Here is a 15,033-nt window from a genome sequence, read left to right as displayed (position 1 = left end):
GAAAAGGAATACTCCGGACTCTTCCGGTAAAAAAGATGACCCAGTTCAAAAAATACAACTGACATCATCTAGTGCCTTGATATTATGCGGCGCAGCAGTATTGTCTGTTGTGACATGGGGTTAGTGCAATCAGCAGCAGTATGAAATTATGTTATTGCATGATTTCCTAAAACGAATAGCTGATTTTTAGTACAGCTCGCAGTTGTTTCATCAGTATCGATGGCGTTATCCAGTTGTCTGAACTAACGCTTGTCTCGCCTAAGTGCTTGGCGCTATTAATGGCAGGCTAAGTGATGGATTGCAGATAAAAAAACACCCGACAATTGTGGAAACGTTATCGCCGGGTGTGTTGGAATTTCTTAGGCAGTTAATTACTTCTTAGCAATTTCGCCCACAAACATCAGTTTGTCGAAGGTGCGTTTCAGCGTTTTACTGGTGAAGTTAGTCATCCACATCTGTTCATCCACTTGCACTTTATCGCCTTTATCCACTTTTACTTGTGGACCGGCCGCCCAGAATGTGTTGTCACCTTCTTTCACTTGGACATAAGTGTAGCCGCCGCTGTTCATTGTATCCAGAACAGTACCTTCATGCATTTTACCCGCAGCCCATGCAGATACAGAGATCCCCAGAACCATTGCGGCAGTCGCCAGAATTTTTGCCAGTTTTACCATGTGAATCAATTCCTGTTGTCAATAAAACTGCTTATCATTAAAGCATGGCTTACTTCATAAATCACTAATAGGGGTCACACTTTTATCGTGTGCAGCTATTTCAGTAGTGGTCGTAGCATCGCTTCCAGCCCATTGAGTTTTACTTCGTAGATTAATGCTAACTGTTGGCCTAGTTTTCCCGGTGGAAACCCACGCTGGTGAAACCACACTAAATATGGCTCCGGTAACTCCAATAACTTGCTTCCGGCATACTTACCAAATGGCATAACCTGATTGATAGCCTCCAGTAACTGTTGTTGCTCCATTAACCCCCTTAAATCGGTACCGTTCGCAGCGGAATGCTTCCTAACTGTCGCAACTGATCTTTATCATCAATCAGTTAACAGTAGATTTATAATATTTCATTACTAAAAAATAATTTTTAATTTCATATTGAAGTAATAAAAGCGGACGTTTGCGTGCGTTTGCCAAAGCCCCATCACCCTACACAGCTTTATGACACTGTCAAACTATCTAACCACTTGATTGTAAAAATTTATATCACGATAACACGGCAGTTTGAGGCGCGTGTCATATTTACGGCGCTAAGGCCGTTGTCGCCAAAATAATGACAACAGCATTACCATTATTTTATCTATAAATCATACACTTGACCGAAAAAACTTTCCCTGTAACATTAATTTTACCAACCCAATTAGGTAGCTTGTAATGGTAACGCATCTTACGATGCCATCCGTTAAAAACAGCTGAGGATTACATCATGATCATACTGGTCGGCGGAGAAAAAGGTGGTAGCGGCAAGAGTTGTATCGCCCAGAATATCGCCGTGTTTTTGGCAAGAGACTGTGGTGCCGCCGTTATTATGGTCGACTGTGATCCCCAGCGCACCACATCCGACTGGATCCAAGCACGTAATCAGCATCCAGAGCTGACGGGCATCAATTGTGTGCAACTGTATGGCAAAATCCGTAACGATTTGCTCAGTCTGGAGCAGCACTATGATGTTGTCATCGTCGACTGTGGAGGCCAGGACAACCTTGCCTTACGGGCAACTATGTCGGTAGCTTCACACGTATTGATGCCACTACGGCCAAAGCGCCGCGACCTTAAAACGGTCAGCCATATGGATGATGTGGTTGCCACTTGCATGATGATAAATCCGAAGATGCTGGCATCATTTGTTATCACCCAATGCCCTAACCTTCCCAGTCAGGCGAGCCGTATTGAAGAAGCCAAAGAAGTCTGCCGCACCTATGACATCAAGGTGCTGAGCAATGTCACTTATAGCCGTAATATCTATGATGACAGCGAGGAATCAGGCCGTTCTGTCATGGAAATTGAGCCCCAAGGTAAAGCCGCCGATGAAATCCGTGGCATCGCATGTGAAATGTTACAAGCCAGCAATGCAGCTGAGCTGCGGCAACGCTTCATGAATCTAAAAGTTAACGCTATGGGGGCACAGTATGGGTCTAGCAGATCTGAAGAAAAACGCTACGCCATGTGAGCCACATCGTAACCGACAAGACTTGTGTCCTTCCATTGATGAATTTATCGAGGATGCCATTTTCTATGCGCTCGGCAAAGAGCGCCGTACCGAGCAACATCATGTTATTGCTGATAAAAGCAATATCATTACTTTGCACCGCCATGTTGCAGAGTCAAACAATGGACGACTGGTTTATCCGCCACAATGTCCATTGAAACGGGCAACCTTTACTCTAGGTGAGCCGATAATTGAGCAACTGGCACAATTGTCCACAGAAGCGAACGTATCTAAATCCCGCATGTTAAGGTTTTTGACAAGTTACTTCGACAGCCTTAGTGCGCAACAGCGTAAGTTACTGTATCAACAGTTTATGGTTGATTAACTCCCTTGTTTTCCTAAGTTCATACTAACTCCTACCCATTTGCTGACAGTTGAAACGCGTTATCGTTTGCTGTCAGCTTTTTTTATCTGCATTTTTACCGTCTGCCAACACATTAACCGCTGGCATCCCCATGTTATGCAGCCTAGAATATTGTTAAAAATTTACCGGCAAAACTTATGTTGAACTTACAAAAATTGACAAAAGTGCTGTTGTTCAGTGTGCTCGTTCAGGCCGGACTCCCTTGGCAGCGGATGCCGATACGCCAACGGCACTAAATCAAGTATCTCGCAACCCACAAACCGCGAAAGCGGATGCACTCCTTGATATGCTGCATTTAAGTGCTGCTGCCGCAGACTGGGACAGTTATTTCAGCCTATTTACCGAAGATGCTGGGTTTATTGGCACAGATATTACCGAACACTGGACGATGGGGATTTTCAGCGTTATGCCCGTAGCAGTAAGGGCTGGAGCTATGAAACTCGGTCACGCACATTGGTTCGCCACGGTGATGTCATTGTTTTTGATGAGATCTTAGATAATAAAAACTATGGATTATGCCGCGGTACTGGCACGCTGGTACTCACTGAAGATGGCTGGAAAATTTTACAATATCACCTGAGTTTCCCAATACCCAATGCCTTGGCACCGCGCATCACAGATCAAATAAAGATTTTCCGTAAAAAGGCGGTTAAAACCCCTGAGTGCGAGTGATAAACAAAGATTAGCCAACTGGGCGACATGGGTAAAACTGTCAAAATCTTGCTGACAAATGTCTCTTCCCGTGGTCTGACGGTCAGCATAAAAAATGCCGATGGTTTTATTTTCAACTCGCAGCGGTGCCATCAGATAACCGTTTACAGGTAACAGTTGCTGCAAAATCTCCCCCATCGGTAGCTCTGGAGTATCCTTGCCCTGCCAGCATGCCTGTTGTTTTTCTAGACAGGCTCGCAACATCACCGCATCGTCACTCAACTCTAATACAAAGCTTTGCTTCATTAGGTCTGCGTTATCACCTATGGCTAGCCGGGGCTGCAAACGTTTACGATTGGGTGACAAGAGCAACACTGCGCAGCGATCTAACCCAATGCCATCAAGCATAGCTGGCAATGCTGTCAAAATGACCTGATTAAAATCGGGTTTATCTTGCGCAAGCAAGGTGAGTTGCCGCAGTTTTTCCAACAAAACACCGGTATCCGCCACTCTTGGCACAAGGTGCGGTGATGGTGCCAACTGTGTCAGCGTCTCGCGTTTGGGCAAATGTTGCAGCAACACTTTTGCGCCATAATCCACCGTCAGTCGCCTAGTCGCATCCAAACAGTGCTGTAAGCGCTGTTGAAACTCTGATGTTGGTAACGCCATTAACTCGGCACATTGCTGCAATCGGCGCTGCAATTCGTCAGGAGATGCCTGACTGTCACTCATCACATCGCTAAGTTTATTGGCAAGAAAGATAGTGCGAACTTCTGGGGTTCGTTCATCTGGATTCAGCAAGGATTTCATCAGCAACTCACCCAGCCCCCAACTCCGGGCAAGTCCCTGTGTTAGCTGATTAAATGATACGCCTAGATAATCACGAGAAACCTGCAAACAACTGACATTATCCTCACAATTTGCCAGTAATGCGTCCAACTCATCAGCAGGTTGCCCAGCAACGCTCCAGAAGGCACTTTCACCGAGGTGATAAAGCAATGAGGCAATAAATGCTTCCTCTTGCAACTCCTCGCCATAATCCGCCAACATCATTTTAGTGAGCATTGCGGATTGGAATGAATGCGCCATCAATTTTAGCAAGCGTTGGTAAACCGCCGGCGACATATTGTTGCTTTCCAGCAAGCTAGTCAGCAACTTAGCCGTAATACAGATATTACGGATAACATCAAACCCAAGTACCACGGCCGCCCGGCTGAGCGTTGTCACCTGGCTGATGCCTTTATTGTAAATAGCACTATTGGCAACACGCAGGACTCGCGAGGTTAACGCGTTGTCGTGCATGATACTGCGGCCCAACACCGCCATTGATGACACTTCATCCTTAGCGAGTTGTTCAAGAGTACGGATCATGGAGCCTAGCGCAGGCATTTCCTGCTCGCTGATACGACGTACCCAATAATCTGCGCCCAGAGAATTTGTCTTCAACGCAATTTACCTTCGGGTAACGTTATCCAGTAAATGTAATACTGGTTTATGTTGTTTAAACATAACTCACCCTGGTGGAATTTACATTGTGATAACAAAATTTCTTTGTATTTGCCGTCCACAGGTACAAAAAACGGCGCGCCTGCGCCGTTAGATAACCTGATAAGCTTATTAAAACTGGGCTTCTTCTGTCGAGCCAGTTAATGCGGTGACCGAAGACATGCCGCCCTGGATGACATTCGTTACCTTATCGAAGTACCCAGTGCCCACTTCCTGTTGATGCGCCACAAAGGTATAGCCTTTCTCCGCGGCCGCAAATTCCGGTTGTTGAACCTTCTCTACGTAATGTTTCATCCCTTCACCGCGAGCATACTCATAGGCAAGATCGAACATGTTGAACCACATGTTATGGATACCTGCCAATGTGATGAACTGGTATTTGTAGCCCATATCCGACAGTTCCTGCTGGAAGCGAGCGATGGTGGCATCATCCAGATTTTTCTTCCAGTTGAACGATGGTGAGCAGTTATATGCCAGCAGCTTACCTGGGAACTTAGCATGAATAGCTTCAGCAAAACGGCGAGCCTCTTGCAGATCTGGCTTGGCCGTTTCACACCATACCAAGTCAGCATATGGGCAGTAAGCCAGACCGCGGGAGATGGCTTGGTCAAGGCCAGCACGTACCCGATAAAATCCTTCAGGCGTACGCTCACCCGTGATGAAATCACTATCATAGGGATCACAATCAGAAGTCAGCAAATCGGCGGCATTGGCATCGGTGCGCGCAATAACCAAGGTATCCACCCCGGCAACGTCAGCTGCCAGTCTCGCGGCCACCAGTTTTTGTACAGCTTCTTGGGTTGGCACCAGCACTTTACCGCCCATATGCCCACACTTTTTCACCGATGCTAACTGATCTTCAAAGTGAACCCCGGCAGCCCCCGCCTCAATCATTGACTTCATCAGTTCATAAGCGTTCAGTACCCCGCCAAACCCAGCTTCGGCATCAGCAATAATTGGCAGAAAATAGTCGGTAAAGCCGTCATCATCGACATTTACCCCTTGGCTCCATTGGATTTGATCGGCACGGCGAAAGGCATTATTGATCCGAGAGACCACAGAGGGCACCGAATTAGCCGGATATAACGACTGATCGGGATACATGGTGCTCGCCAGATTGGCATCGGCTGCAACCTGCCAGCCAGAAAGGTAAATCGCCTCAATTCCCGCTTTTGCCTGTTGTACCGCCTGCCCCCCGTTAACGCCCCTAACGAGTTAACGTATCCCTTGCGGGCAGCACCATTCACCAACGCCCACAATTTTGCCGCCCCCATTTTGGCCAGCGTGTTCTCGGGGATCACCGAGCCTCTCAATGCCACTACTTCTTCTGCGCTATAAGGTCTGCGAACGCCTTGCCAACGTGGATTTTCAGCCCAATCCTGTTTCAGGGCCGCAATTTGCGCCTGACGATTCATTTGGCTTGCCTCAGTCATTTTTACACTCCTACAAGTTGCTCATCGGCCCCAAAACCGATGGTTACAGTTACGGGCTGAGCCCAGTCAATTGAATAGGTTACGTATTAAGCAAGCGATAACCTGGTAGGGTTAAGAAATCCACCAACTCATCTGCGGTGGTGATCTCTTCCAGCAATGATGCCGCCTGAATAAACCGGCCCTGGGTATAGCGTTGTTCGCCCACTTCCCGTTTTACCGCAGCGAGTTCATCGGTGAGCATGTTGCGGAACAGCGCTTTTGTCACCAGTTTGCCATTGCTCAAAGATTTGCCGTGGCGGATCCACTGCCAAATAGAGGTACGGCTGATCTCGGCGGTGGCGGCATCCTCCATCAAGCCATAAATAGGCACGCAGCCGTTGCCACCAATCCAAGCTTCGATGTACTGCAACGCGATGCGGATATTTAGCCGCATGCCTTCTTCGGTACGACTGCCATCGCAAGGAGCCAGTAATTCTGAGGCGAGGATTGGCGCGTCAACATCGCGGGTAATATGCAACTGGTTGGGGCGTTCTTTGCCGATATACTCATCGAATATCTCTAGCGCAATCTGCGCCAAACCAGGGTGTGCAATCCAGGTGCCATCGTGGCCATTGCGGGCTTCCAGTTCTTTATCCGCACGGACTCGTTGCAACACTTTGGCGTTAACTTCTGGGTCCTTGGCAGGAATAAATGCCGCCATGCCGCCCATCGCCAGCGCCCCACGTTTATGACAGGTTTTGATCAGCAACCGCGAATAAGCGCTGAGAAATGGCTTATCCATGCCCACCTGCTGCCGATCTGGCAGGACTCGGTCTGGATGATTCTTCAGTGTTTTGATGTAGCTGAAAATGTAATCCCATCGGCCGCAGTTGAGTGCCACAATATTTGAACGCAGCTCATAGAGAATTTCGTCCATCTCAAACACGGCGGGTAATGTCTCAATCAGACAGGTACATTTGATGGTGCCAGGCTGCAGGCAAAAACGTTCTTCAACAAATGCAAATACCTTAGCCCACCAACGAGCTTCCAGATGACTTTCCAGCTTAGGGATATAGAAATATGGACCACTGCCTTTTGCCAACAACTGACGGTAGTTATGGAAAAAGTACATGGCGAAGTCAAACAAGCCACCCGGAATCGCCTTACCATTAAACAAAATATGATCTTCAGGCAGATGCAGCCCCCGCACTCGGGCAACCAACACGGCGGGAGTATCACACAGTTGGTAATGTTTACCGGTTTCAGGTGCGGTGTATTCAATTTCACCTCTGACCGCATCTTGCAGGTTCACCTGACCTTGGATTAGCTTTTCCCAGCTAGGGGCCAGCGAATCTTCAAAATCGGCCATGAAAACTTTTACCCCCGCATTGAGTGCGTTGATAATCATCTTGCGATCCACCGGACCGGTAATTTCTACCCGGCGATCTTGTAAATCGGCGGGAATGCCGAGGATTTGCCAATCCCCCTCTCTAATTGATTGGGTCTCTGGCAGGAAATCCGGAAGTGTACCGGCATCAATCATCTGCTGACGCTGTTTACGACGAGCGAGTAAGCTCTCGACTTCGTTGGCAAACTGGCCACACAGTGCCTGTAATAAAGCACAAGCGCCTTCTGTTAATACCCGCTCTTGTCCGGCAATCGGACTGGCACTTATGGCTAAGCTGCCAGCCGTAGTAAGTGGGCGTTCTGCGGTCTGTTGCATTGACAACCTCCAGGTTTAAAATTTCTTAGCGACAAAACTTTCATATGTTCTTTTAATAACAAAACCTAGCGATAAAAAATAAACAATGCAATAGCCAAAAAGTCATAAGTCAGCGTGATTAATGTCATAAAAATTGGTTTTACCAATAACGCACATAAAAAATAATTAATTGTTTTTATTAAATTAATAACTATTAAATTTTATACAAAACAGCTTTTTCTAATAATTTGTCAGACTTCTTTACCATAAAACACAATAAGTAATTTATTACGTAATTTAATTACAAAAAATCATAATTGTTTACACCTGAACGGATAATTAATTAAGGCGTGAAGATGAAATGACGTAACAGATTAACCTGTTGGTTAAGCCATTAAAAGTAATAGAAACAATAAGTTAATAGAGGCAAAACAAACACGGGAATAAAACAGTCGTTTTAAATTGACGTAGACGTCAATTTGGTAAGATCTCCAGCAAGATACGTTATGAGACAGACTGTGATTAAACCAGCAACATCTCTGGAAAATCTGGTAAAAATAAAAAAATTTTCACTTTTTCCGTAAATGCTAGAAAAACAGCTACCGCTCAGGCTCATTTGGTTACGGCCAAGCAAACTCACATCTATGTATGTGTCTATGCTAGAGGCTAAATGCCCTTATCTCGGTCGGCACGCATCAGCGATGCAAGCTCCGCTTTACCTTCGTTAGAGATACGGATCAATGCCTTCAAATCGTCTTTATGCTCAGCCCCGGCAACCACTTGGGCCTTATCGTGCTCTGCAAAAATCCGGACACGTTCCGAAGCCTGCACTTGCGACATCCCTAGCATTTGCAACACACTTTCACTGGCGCTCAGTGCTGAACCAAACGTTTCACGAAATACCCGAGTGACCCCCATACTCATCAAGCGATATGCATGGTTACGGTCACGTGCTCTAGCGATAATAGTGACGTGGGGAAAATGAGTCTGTACCTGATTGACGATCTGCAATGAATCCTCAACCGAATCCACGGTGACTAATATCACTCTCGCTTTAGTGAGCCCAGCCGACAGCAACATATCGAGTCGTTTGGCATCACCGAAGTAAACTTCACTGCCAAACTGCCTGACGACATCCACATGGTGGGCATCTTTATCAAGAGCAACAAATGGAATACCTGTGGAAGCTAAAATACGCCCTGTGATCTGCCCCATTCGGCCAAAGCCAGCAATGACCACCTCACTTTCACCCGGTTCAATAACATCGGCAAGTCGACTATGATCCTCGGCTGGTTTGGCGGTCGCCCGGAAGGCTCGCAGTAAGTAAGGTGTTAATGCCATAGAAAGCCCTATCACCAACACTAACGCCTGGCTGAGTTCCTGAGACAATAACCCTGACAGATGTGCTTGCGACAACAACACAAATGCAAACTCACCGCCTTCAGCCAGAATAAGTCCCAACGCCACGCTATTGCGCCACGAGTGTCTGCGAAATTTGCCCAACACCACCAGCACCAGAGTTTTAATCGCCAGCATTGCTAGCAAAACCCCCAACAGTAATAGCGGTTCTTTCAGTAATAGGCTGAGATCCATACTCATGCCCACAGCCATAAAGAACAGCCCAAGCAGCAATCCTTTGAATGGCTCGATATCTGTTTCTAATTGATGTCGGTAGCTGGAGTTTGCCAGTAACACCCCGGCTAAAAATGACCCCATGCCAGAAGATAGCCCCAACCAAGCCATCAGCGCGGCACTTCCCATCACCAATAACAGTGCAAACGCAGTTAACACTTCAGGGACACCACTCGCTGCCACTAGCTGCAATAGCTTAGGTAGTAAATACTTACCCATCAGCAAAAATCCAAGTAGTGCAACGCAGGTCCAATACCAAGGCACGGCCCTATGACCAGCTTCGGCAGAATTTGGATCTAAATAAGCCGTTAGCAACAACATGGGGATCACCGCTAAATCCTGCATCAACAGCACCCCAAAAGCATCACGGCCGATAGGAGTGGTTAACAAACGTTGCTCAGCCATCAGTTGTACGGCAAAGGCTGTAGAAGACAATGACAATGCCGCGCCGATGATGATTGCACTCGCCCAAGAAAGACCAAGATAGACAGAAAAGAGGCTGACCGCAGTCCAGGATAAGATTAATTGGCTACTACCCAATCCAAAAATAGCGCTGCGTAATTCCCATAGTTTCCCAGGACTTAGCTGCAATCCCATGATAAATAACATCAGGACCACACCAAATTCGGCGATGTGCAGCACTGATGCGGGTTCTGAAACCACGCCGATGCCCGCCGGGCCGAGAATGACCCCAGCCGCAAGATAAGACAAGATTGGCCCGACACCGAAACGCTTACCCAGTGGTACCAGCACTACAGCTGCCAGTAAAAACAATAAGGTAGAAATTAAAATATTGTCCTGTTCCATCAGGAATCCTCAAGCAAACGGGTAAGAAAATACGGCCATGACGTAAGGGTAGATTGCAACCAATAATAGACGAGCGCTGGAACACCTGATGCCAGACAAAGAAAATCAAGATATGTAGTTAACGTGGCCAAAGCTGTCGTTCAGTTGCGGCCTTAGGGGAGTTTCAGTATAAACAAAATAGCATCAGAGAATAAATGCCTATCTGGATCTTTAATGCAATTAACTCAGTTGCTCAACACTTCCTCAACATCTGGGACATCTGCCACCACCTCTGGCGTCATACAGACGCGGTTACGCCCAGATAATTTTGCTTGATGTAATGCCTTATCCGCCCGGTTAATGAGCGGTTCCAAACTCAAATCAACAGGGGTACGACTACTTACGCCAAAACTGGCTGTAATCACAAACTGATGGCCACTTCGGTTACTGGAGATAGCGGCAATCACTTGACGTATCTGCTCTGCCAGCGCTATGGCCGCAGCGGCATCGACATCAGGCATGATAATGACAAATTCTTCGCCCCCATGCGAGCAAAAATATGTTTCCGCGAAAGCTCAGCTTGAACCGATTCGACGACCCGGCATATTGCCCAGTCACCACATCCAAAGCCAAAGTTGTCGTTAATCTGTTTGAAGTTATCCAGATCAAACAACATTAGACTAAAATGAGCGTCCCGACGCATGGCCTGCACAAATTGATTGTCGCCCATCATCTGTACTGTGGCACGGTTATATATTCCGGTCAGTTGATCTTGCCGGGAAAGCTTCATAAATCTTTGCTTTTGTTGCCACCCCCAATAAGAGAAGGCAACGAGCATCAGCATGGCGACACTGAGAAGGCTGGCAAAGGTTACCATGTTATTATGCTCTTTTTCCCGCAGCATCCCGCGCGTAAGCAAAAGCTCCCGCTCTTTATTGAGCAATTTGAGTTCCTGTTCACGCTCGTTGGCGCTGAAATGAGCCGCTTGGTAGGCTAGTGCCTTGACCCGGCTTTCATCAAAAAGTTTATCGTTGAGATCAAGGTACTGTTTCTGGTAGTCATAGGCTTTAGCAAAATCATCTCGATTAGCCACGATTTCGGCCATCACCTTTAAGGCGTCACGCCTAGCAGCCGTATAACTGCTACCACTGTCTGAGAGAACTTCCATCGCCATCGATTCAGCTTCCTGCTCATCACCTAACGCTAAATCGACTTGCGCTAACATGGCACTGGTACTAACAATTTCGGTAGCGAAATGAAACTGTTGATATTGTGCTAACGCCGTACGGAAATAGCGTTGTGCGGCACGATTATCGCCCAATTGCCTGACCGTATCGCCCAGGCCCTTATTGATCATAGCAATCATCAATAAATAACCGTGTTCAGAACAATAACTCAGGCCATTTTGAAACCCTTCCTGAGCCTGTTTCAGCATCCCTCGGCCATTCTGTGACATTGCTAATAGAAAGATGCCATAACAGTACGCCTTGGTATCTTTTTCGCTTTCAGCGAGATCAAGAATACGAGAAGCATATAACCCCATCTCGTCATATGCTTCTAATTCATCGTATAAATTAGCAATCCGAAAGTAAGAGTCACGCTTCTCGACGGGATCATCAACTTTTTCCAGTAATGCCAGATTTCTTCCCATAACCAATAGCGCGTCACGATAACGACGTAAACCAATGAGACAAGTAGCGCGGTAGTTATATATCTGACTCAGATATTGCGGGGCATTAGCCTTAGTTTCCGCTTTATCCAGAAACGATAGCGCCTCTTCAAAATCACCACTGAAAATCTTACTGATGGCTGAAGCAATGAGTAACCTAGCGGCTTGCTCTGAGGTAAAGGAGCCGATCCTAGGCTTCATCGCCTCAATCTGTTGTTGAGCAGCAGCAACGTCACTTTTGAGAATTTTTTCGAGTTTACCGAGAGATACATCTACTTCATCAATGGGGGCTGCAGACAAACGACTACCCCCACTGAATAGCAGAACAAAAATAAGCAGATAACGGCTTAACTTACAGTCTGTTACCATGGTTCACTATCAAAAAAGGCACATGATCATCACCACTTAAGGTTTGCAATGCCGCGCCGTCTTGACGTTGCACCGCCATAGCATGCTGCTCCTGAAGACCACTTTGCGCTAACACCGTCTCAGGATCTGCCGAAAATGCCGCCCGAAATCCCGCATCTTCACCCAATCTGGTTAAAAATAGTTGTAACGCTTCCATAACACCTCCGTATGAGTCACTAACCTAAATCCTCCGGCGTCAATCCCAATTGATTGAGCACCCGAAGGTTGTACTGCAATTCCCGCACTGGAGGGATCACCAGCGTGGTAATGGCATGGAGTGTTGCCTCCGGCAAATCCTTTAAATAAACCCATTCTGCACGACATGCACCAATAGGCAAATTACTCGCTTCATATAAGCACACTTTGTGCTCGGCTGGATACCATTGTTGTAACAAATCAACTAAAACGCTTAAGCGTTCCGCTGTGGTGGAAAACCCCGTCAGCGTGTGTTCCCCGGCCAAGGCAATCTGCCATAACAACACATAGCCGCTATTGTCCAGTTGATGTTCAAAAAACATCAATTGACTGGCCTCCAAACTTTGGCAGCCATAATTACCAGGGTCAATACCAAGATCGGCCCATAAACAATCTTCTGCAGAGATGCCAGGCTCCATTGCCGCCCGAAACCCTTCTTGGCGCGCCCGCGCAATTGCCATATGCGGCACGCAAGCGAATACCCCGGGGTGACCATAAAAAACCCCAACAACCCGTTTACCCGCTCTAACCGCAGCCATAATGGCTTCTGTCATTTGTTCATAGGTAAGGCGACGGTTTTTTACTTCGCCCTTATGGGCATAAAATTGCTGCAGATCGGTAATATTAGCGTTCAATCCTTCAAGCCAGCGTTGTCCAAATGCATCTGGCATTAAAGAAAAACCTCTTGGGCACTTTCGATATAACTCTTACCAATAACAGTGACGTGGCCTGCGAGCTGCAATCCTGTGCCTACACAAACTAAACTTCCCTTTTCCATCGGTTATTGCCAGTCCTTTATCCATAACGTTATTGAGTCTATTTCACATTCTGGTTACTTGAGAAAAGTTTTGCAATAACAGAAGCTCAAAGATCCAACCTCTGCGGCTATCTCGATAAAATCTGACATTGCCACACAGGCCTGTAACATGAGATACCACAGAACTATTACACAAACCTTTTGTCAAAGCTCTGACAGACCGCCGATAATTCTTGTATTTAATAATGGGGCTTGGTTATTATGGCCCGCAGTTTTTCAGGAAGCAGCAATCCCGATGTTGATTAAAAAGCAAAGTCTTACCCTGATGGGCGCAGCCGCCCTCGCGTTATCACTAAATGCCTGTAGCGTGATGGACTGGCTGGTATACAAGCCTGACATTCCGCAGGGCAACTATATGGAAACTCAGCAAGTAGAAAAGCTGCGTATCGACATGACCAAAGAGCAAGTCGAATATGTGCTGGGGCGTCCGGTATTACGTGATAGTTTCGCAGATGATACTTGGTATTACGTGTATCATTATAAGAGCGGTCGTGATGCGAGTGTCACCCATAAAGAGCTGATAGCTCATTTCAATGGTGACAAGCTGGCTTCCGTTTCTGGTGACTACGCCTTGAGCAAAGACTTCAATACACCGCTGGAGCAAACCTTGCTACCAGAGGCTCGCAGTCCGGAATTAGTGCCTCAAGTGCCAGAACAGCGCCCAGATACCAAGCCATTGATCGAAGAGAAAAATCCTGCTAGAAGCAACAGTAGTGAAGTAAAACCAGTAGAACCGGCAGCAGGTAAGTAATTTCCTTGATCATAAAAAAGAGCACCCAGTGCTCTTTTTTATAATTATGGTGCTAACTGATTTTAGCGCCTGTCGTTTTATTTATACGCCCTTCATCTTTAGCCTTTTCCGCCCGTTTACGCCGGACATCTTTGGGATCAGCTATCAGCGGCCGATAAATTTCTACCCGTTGCCCAGGTTGGAGCACATCATCTGCTTTTACCACATGGCTAAAACAGCCCAACTTAATATGTTCGAGATCCAGTTCTGGGAAAAAGTCACCGATACGACTTTTCCTTACCGCTTCGATAAACGTAGTTCCAGGAAGCACTGAAACGGGTATCACTTTTTGCTGATGTGGCAACGCATAAATAATGTCCACAGAAAATGCAGCGACTTCATTTGACACCATAAACCTCCTTTGCTCGCGACGTAAAAGCGGAAACCATGGAAGTGACTAACTCGCGAAACACACGCCCAAAGGCCATTCCCACCAGACTATTAGCAAACTCGAAATCCAATTCGAATTCAACCTTGCAGGCATCTTCCGCCAGTTCCGTAAATTTCCAACTGCCATGAAGATGTTTAAAAGGGCCATTTTCCAACCGTAACTCAATGCTTTTACCAGGGACCACTTGATTGCGAGTAGTAAACGTTTTGCTGATCCCCGCCTTGCTAATATCGACAGATGCCACCATAGTGCGGCCATCGAACTCTAGCACTTTACCCCCAACACAGCCTGGCAAGAACTCTCGGTAAGACTCTACGTCATTTACTAGTTCATACATCTGTTGTGCGCTGTAGCGTACCAGAATATTTCGCGAAACATGTGGCATCCGCTTACTTTTCCCCAAGGTGGATAAAAAATCAGTGCCGAATTTTAACACGTAGCCAATAAAACGCACCCTCGGCTAGCTATGCACCTGTATAACAACCGTTCAAAA

The 15,033-nt window shown here is 46.7% G+C and carries 11 protein-coding genes and 5 pseudogenes; 5 read left to right on the top strand and 11 right to left on the bottom strand.

Annotation, left to right across the window (positions count from 1 at the left end; genetic code table 11):
• Positions 1 to 371: 371 nt before the first annotated feature.
• Both KHX94_RS16315 and KHX94_RS16310 read right to left on the bottom strand, forming a co-directional pair.
• Entirely contained in the window at positions 372 to 674 is a 303-nt protein-coding gene (locus tag KHX94_RS16315) for an NrfJ (RefSeq protein ID WP_213681422.1), read from the bottom strand.
• A 95-nt stretch (positions 675 to 769) separates the two neighbouring features.
• Positions 770 to 979, bottom strand: a complete 210-nt coding sequence (locus tag KHX94_RS16310) for a DUF3820 family protein (RefSeq protein ID WP_213681421.1) — start codon at positions 977 to 979, stop codon at positions 770 to 772.
• Between the two features lie 455 nt (positions 980 to 1,434).
• Here KHX94_RS16310 and KHX94_RS16305 point away from each other — a divergent pair, with 455 nt between their 5' ends.
• The 4 genes and pseudogenes from KHX94_RS16305 to KHX94_RS21240 form a co-directional block, all read left to right on the top strand.
• Positions 1,435 to 2,178 carry an AAA family ATPase gene (locus KHX94_RS16305; RefSeq protein ID WP_213681420.1) on the top strand — a complete coding sequence of 248 codons (744 nt, stop codon included), beginning with the start codon at positions 1,435 to 1,437 and terminating at the stop codon, positions 2,176 to 2,178.
• Positions 2,138 to 2,542 (top strand): hypothetical protein, encoded by a 405-nt coding sequence (locus KHX94_RS16300; RefSeq protein ID WP_213681419.1) that lies wholly within the window; start codon positions 2,138 to 2,140, stop codon positions 2,540 to 2,542. Before KHX94_RS16305 ends, KHX94_RS16300 begins: the two co-directional genes overlap by 41 nt.
• 325 nt (positions 2,543 to 2,867) lie before the next feature.
• Positions 2,868 to 2,915: pseudogene (locus KHX94_RS21565) on the top strand (hypothetical protein); the annotation flags it as partial.
• Between the two features lie 119 nt (positions 2,916 to 3,034).
• Positions 3,035 to 3,115 (top strand): annotated as a pseudogene (locus KHX94_RS21240) (nuclear transport factor 2 family protein); the annotation flags it as partial.
• A gap of 30 nt (positions 3,116 to 3,145) precedes the next feature.
• Here KHX94_RS21240 and KHX94_RS16290 read toward each other — a convergent pair.
• The 7 genes and pseudogenes from KHX94_RS16290 to KHX94_RS16255 all read right to left on the bottom strand — a co-directional run bounded on the left by KHX94_RS16290 (position 3,146) and on the right by KHX94_RS16255 (position 13,320).
• Positions 3,146 to 4,621: an HDOD domain-containing protein gene (locus KHX94_RS16290; protein WP_213683491.1), complete on the bottom strand. Its 1,476-nt coding sequence runs from the start codon at positions 4,619 to 4,621 to the stop codon at positions 3,146 to 3,148.
• Between the two features lie 228 nt (positions 4,622 to 4,849).
• Positions 4,850 to 6,171, bottom strand: a pseudogene (aceA, locus tag KHX94_RS16285) (isocitrate lyase).
• A 79-nt stretch (positions 6,172 to 6,250) separates the two neighbouring features.
• Complete coding sequence (aceB, locus tag KHX94_RS16280; protein ID WP_213681418.1) at positions 6,251 to 7,873, bottom strand: malate synthase A; 1,623 nt, start codon at positions 7,871 to 7,873, stop codon at positions 6,251 to 6,253.
• A 645-nt stretch (positions 7,874 to 8,518) separates the two neighbouring features.
• On the bottom strand, positions 8,519 to 10,291 hold the full coding sequence (locus KHX94_RS16275) for a monovalent cation:proton antiporter-2 (CPA2) family protein (protein ID WP_213681417.1): 1,773 nt from the start codon (positions 10,289 to 10,291) through the stop codon (positions 8,519 to 8,521).
• A gap of 224 nt (positions 10,292 to 10,515) precedes the next feature.
• Positions 10,516 to 11,000, bottom strand: a pseudogene (locus KHX94_RS21560) (GGDEF domain-containing protein).
• Positions 11,001 to 12,291: 1,291 nt separating this feature from the next.
• Positions 12,292 to 12,504, bottom strand: a complete 213-nt coding sequence (locus KHX94_RS16260; RefSeq protein WP_213681414.1) for a hypothetical protein — start codon at positions 12,502 to 12,504, stop codon at positions 12,292 to 12,294.
• 19 nt (positions 12,505 to 12,523) lie between these two features.
• A pseudogene (locus KHX94_RS16255) lies at positions 12,524 to 13,320 on the bottom strand (SAM-dependent methyltransferase).
• A gap of 274 nt (positions 13,321 to 13,594) precedes the next feature.
• Here KHX94_RS16255 and KHX94_RS16250 point away from each other — a divergent pair.
• Positions 13,595 to 14,110, top strand: coding sequence for an outer membrane protein assembly factor BamE (locus KHX94_RS16250; RefSeq protein WP_213681413.1), 516 nt, complete (start codon positions 13,595 to 13,597; stop codon positions 14,108 to 14,110).
• 52 nt (positions 14,111 to 14,162) lie between these two features.
• On the opposite strand, the gene KHX94_RS16245 is transcribed toward KHX94_RS16250, so the two are convergent.
• Both KHX94_RS16245 and KHX94_RS16240 read right to left on the bottom strand, forming a co-directional pair.
• Positions 14,163 to 14,501 carry an RnfH family protein gene (locus KHX94_RS16245; protein WP_283104936.1) on the bottom strand — a complete coding sequence of 113 codons (339 nt, stop codon included), beginning with the start codon at positions 14,499 to 14,501 and terminating at the stop codon, positions 14,163 to 14,165.
• Positions 14,488 to 14,925: an SRPBCC family protein gene (locus KHX94_RS16240; RefSeq protein WP_133038995.1), complete on the bottom strand. Its 438-nt coding sequence runs from the start codon at positions 14,923 to 14,925 to the stop codon at positions 14,488 to 14,490. Before KHX94_RS16240 ends, KHX94_RS16245 begins: the two co-directional genes overlap by 14 nt.
• Positions 14,926 to 15,033: the final 108 nt, after the last annotated feature.

The organism is Shewanella dokdonensis, assembly GCF_018394335.1.
GTDB lineage: Bacteria > Pseudomonadota > Gammaproteobacteria > Enterobacterales > Shewanellaceae > Shewanella > Shewanella dokdonensis.
Note: the sequence above shows the minus strand (reverse complement) of the source record. Positions and strands in the feature narration are given on the sequence as shown.

What these genes read in the sequence shown, in the direction of transcription:
- KHX94_RS16240 (WP_133038995.1), bottom strand. Translation starts at nt 14,925, where the DNA reads ATGCCACATGTTTCGCGAAATATTCTGGTACGCTACAGCGCACAACAG.
- KHX94_RS16250 (WP_213681413.1), top strand. Translation starts at nt 13,595, where the DNA reads ATGTTGATTAAAAAGCAAAGTCTTACCCTGATGGGCGCAGCCGCCCTC.
- KHX94_RS16245 (WP_283104936.1), bottom strand. Translation starts at nt 14,501, where the DNA reads ATGGTGTCAAATGAAGTCGCTGCATTTTCTGTGGACATTATTTATGCG.
- KHX94_RS16260 (WP_213681414.1), bottom strand. Translation starts at nt 12,504, where the DNA reads ATGGAAGCGTTACAACTATTTTTAACCAGATTGGGTGAAGATGCGGGA.
- KHX94_RS16290 (WP_213683491.1), bottom strand. Translation starts at nt 4,621, where the DNA reads ATGCCTGCGCTAGGCTCCATGATCCGTACTCTTGAACAACTCGCTAAG.
- KHX94_RS16275 (WP_213681417.1), bottom strand. Translation starts at nt 10,291, where the DNA reads ATGGAACAGGACAATATTTTAATTTCTACCTTATTGTTTTTACTGGCA.
- KHX94_RS16300 (WP_213681419.1), top strand. Translation starts at nt 2,138, where the DNA reads ATGGGTCTAGCAGATCTGAAGAAAAACGCTACGCCATGTGAGCCACAT.
- aceB (WP_213681418.1), bottom strand. Translation starts at nt 7,873, where the DNA reads ATGCAACAGACCGCAGAACGCCCACTTACTACGGCTGGCAGCTTAGCC.
- KHX94_RS16315 (WP_213681422.1), bottom strand. Translation starts at nt 674, where the DNA reads ATGGTAAAACTGGCAAAAATTCTGGCGACTGCCGCAATGGTTCTGGGG.
- KHX94_RS16310 (WP_213681421.1), bottom strand. Translation starts at nt 979, where the DNA reads ATGGAGCAACAACAGTTACTGGAGGCTATCAATCAGGTTATGCCATTT.
- KHX94_RS16305 (WP_213681420.1), top strand. Translation starts at nt 1,435, where the DNA reads ATGATCATACTGGTCGGCGGAGAAAAAGGTGGTAGCGGCAAGAGTTGT.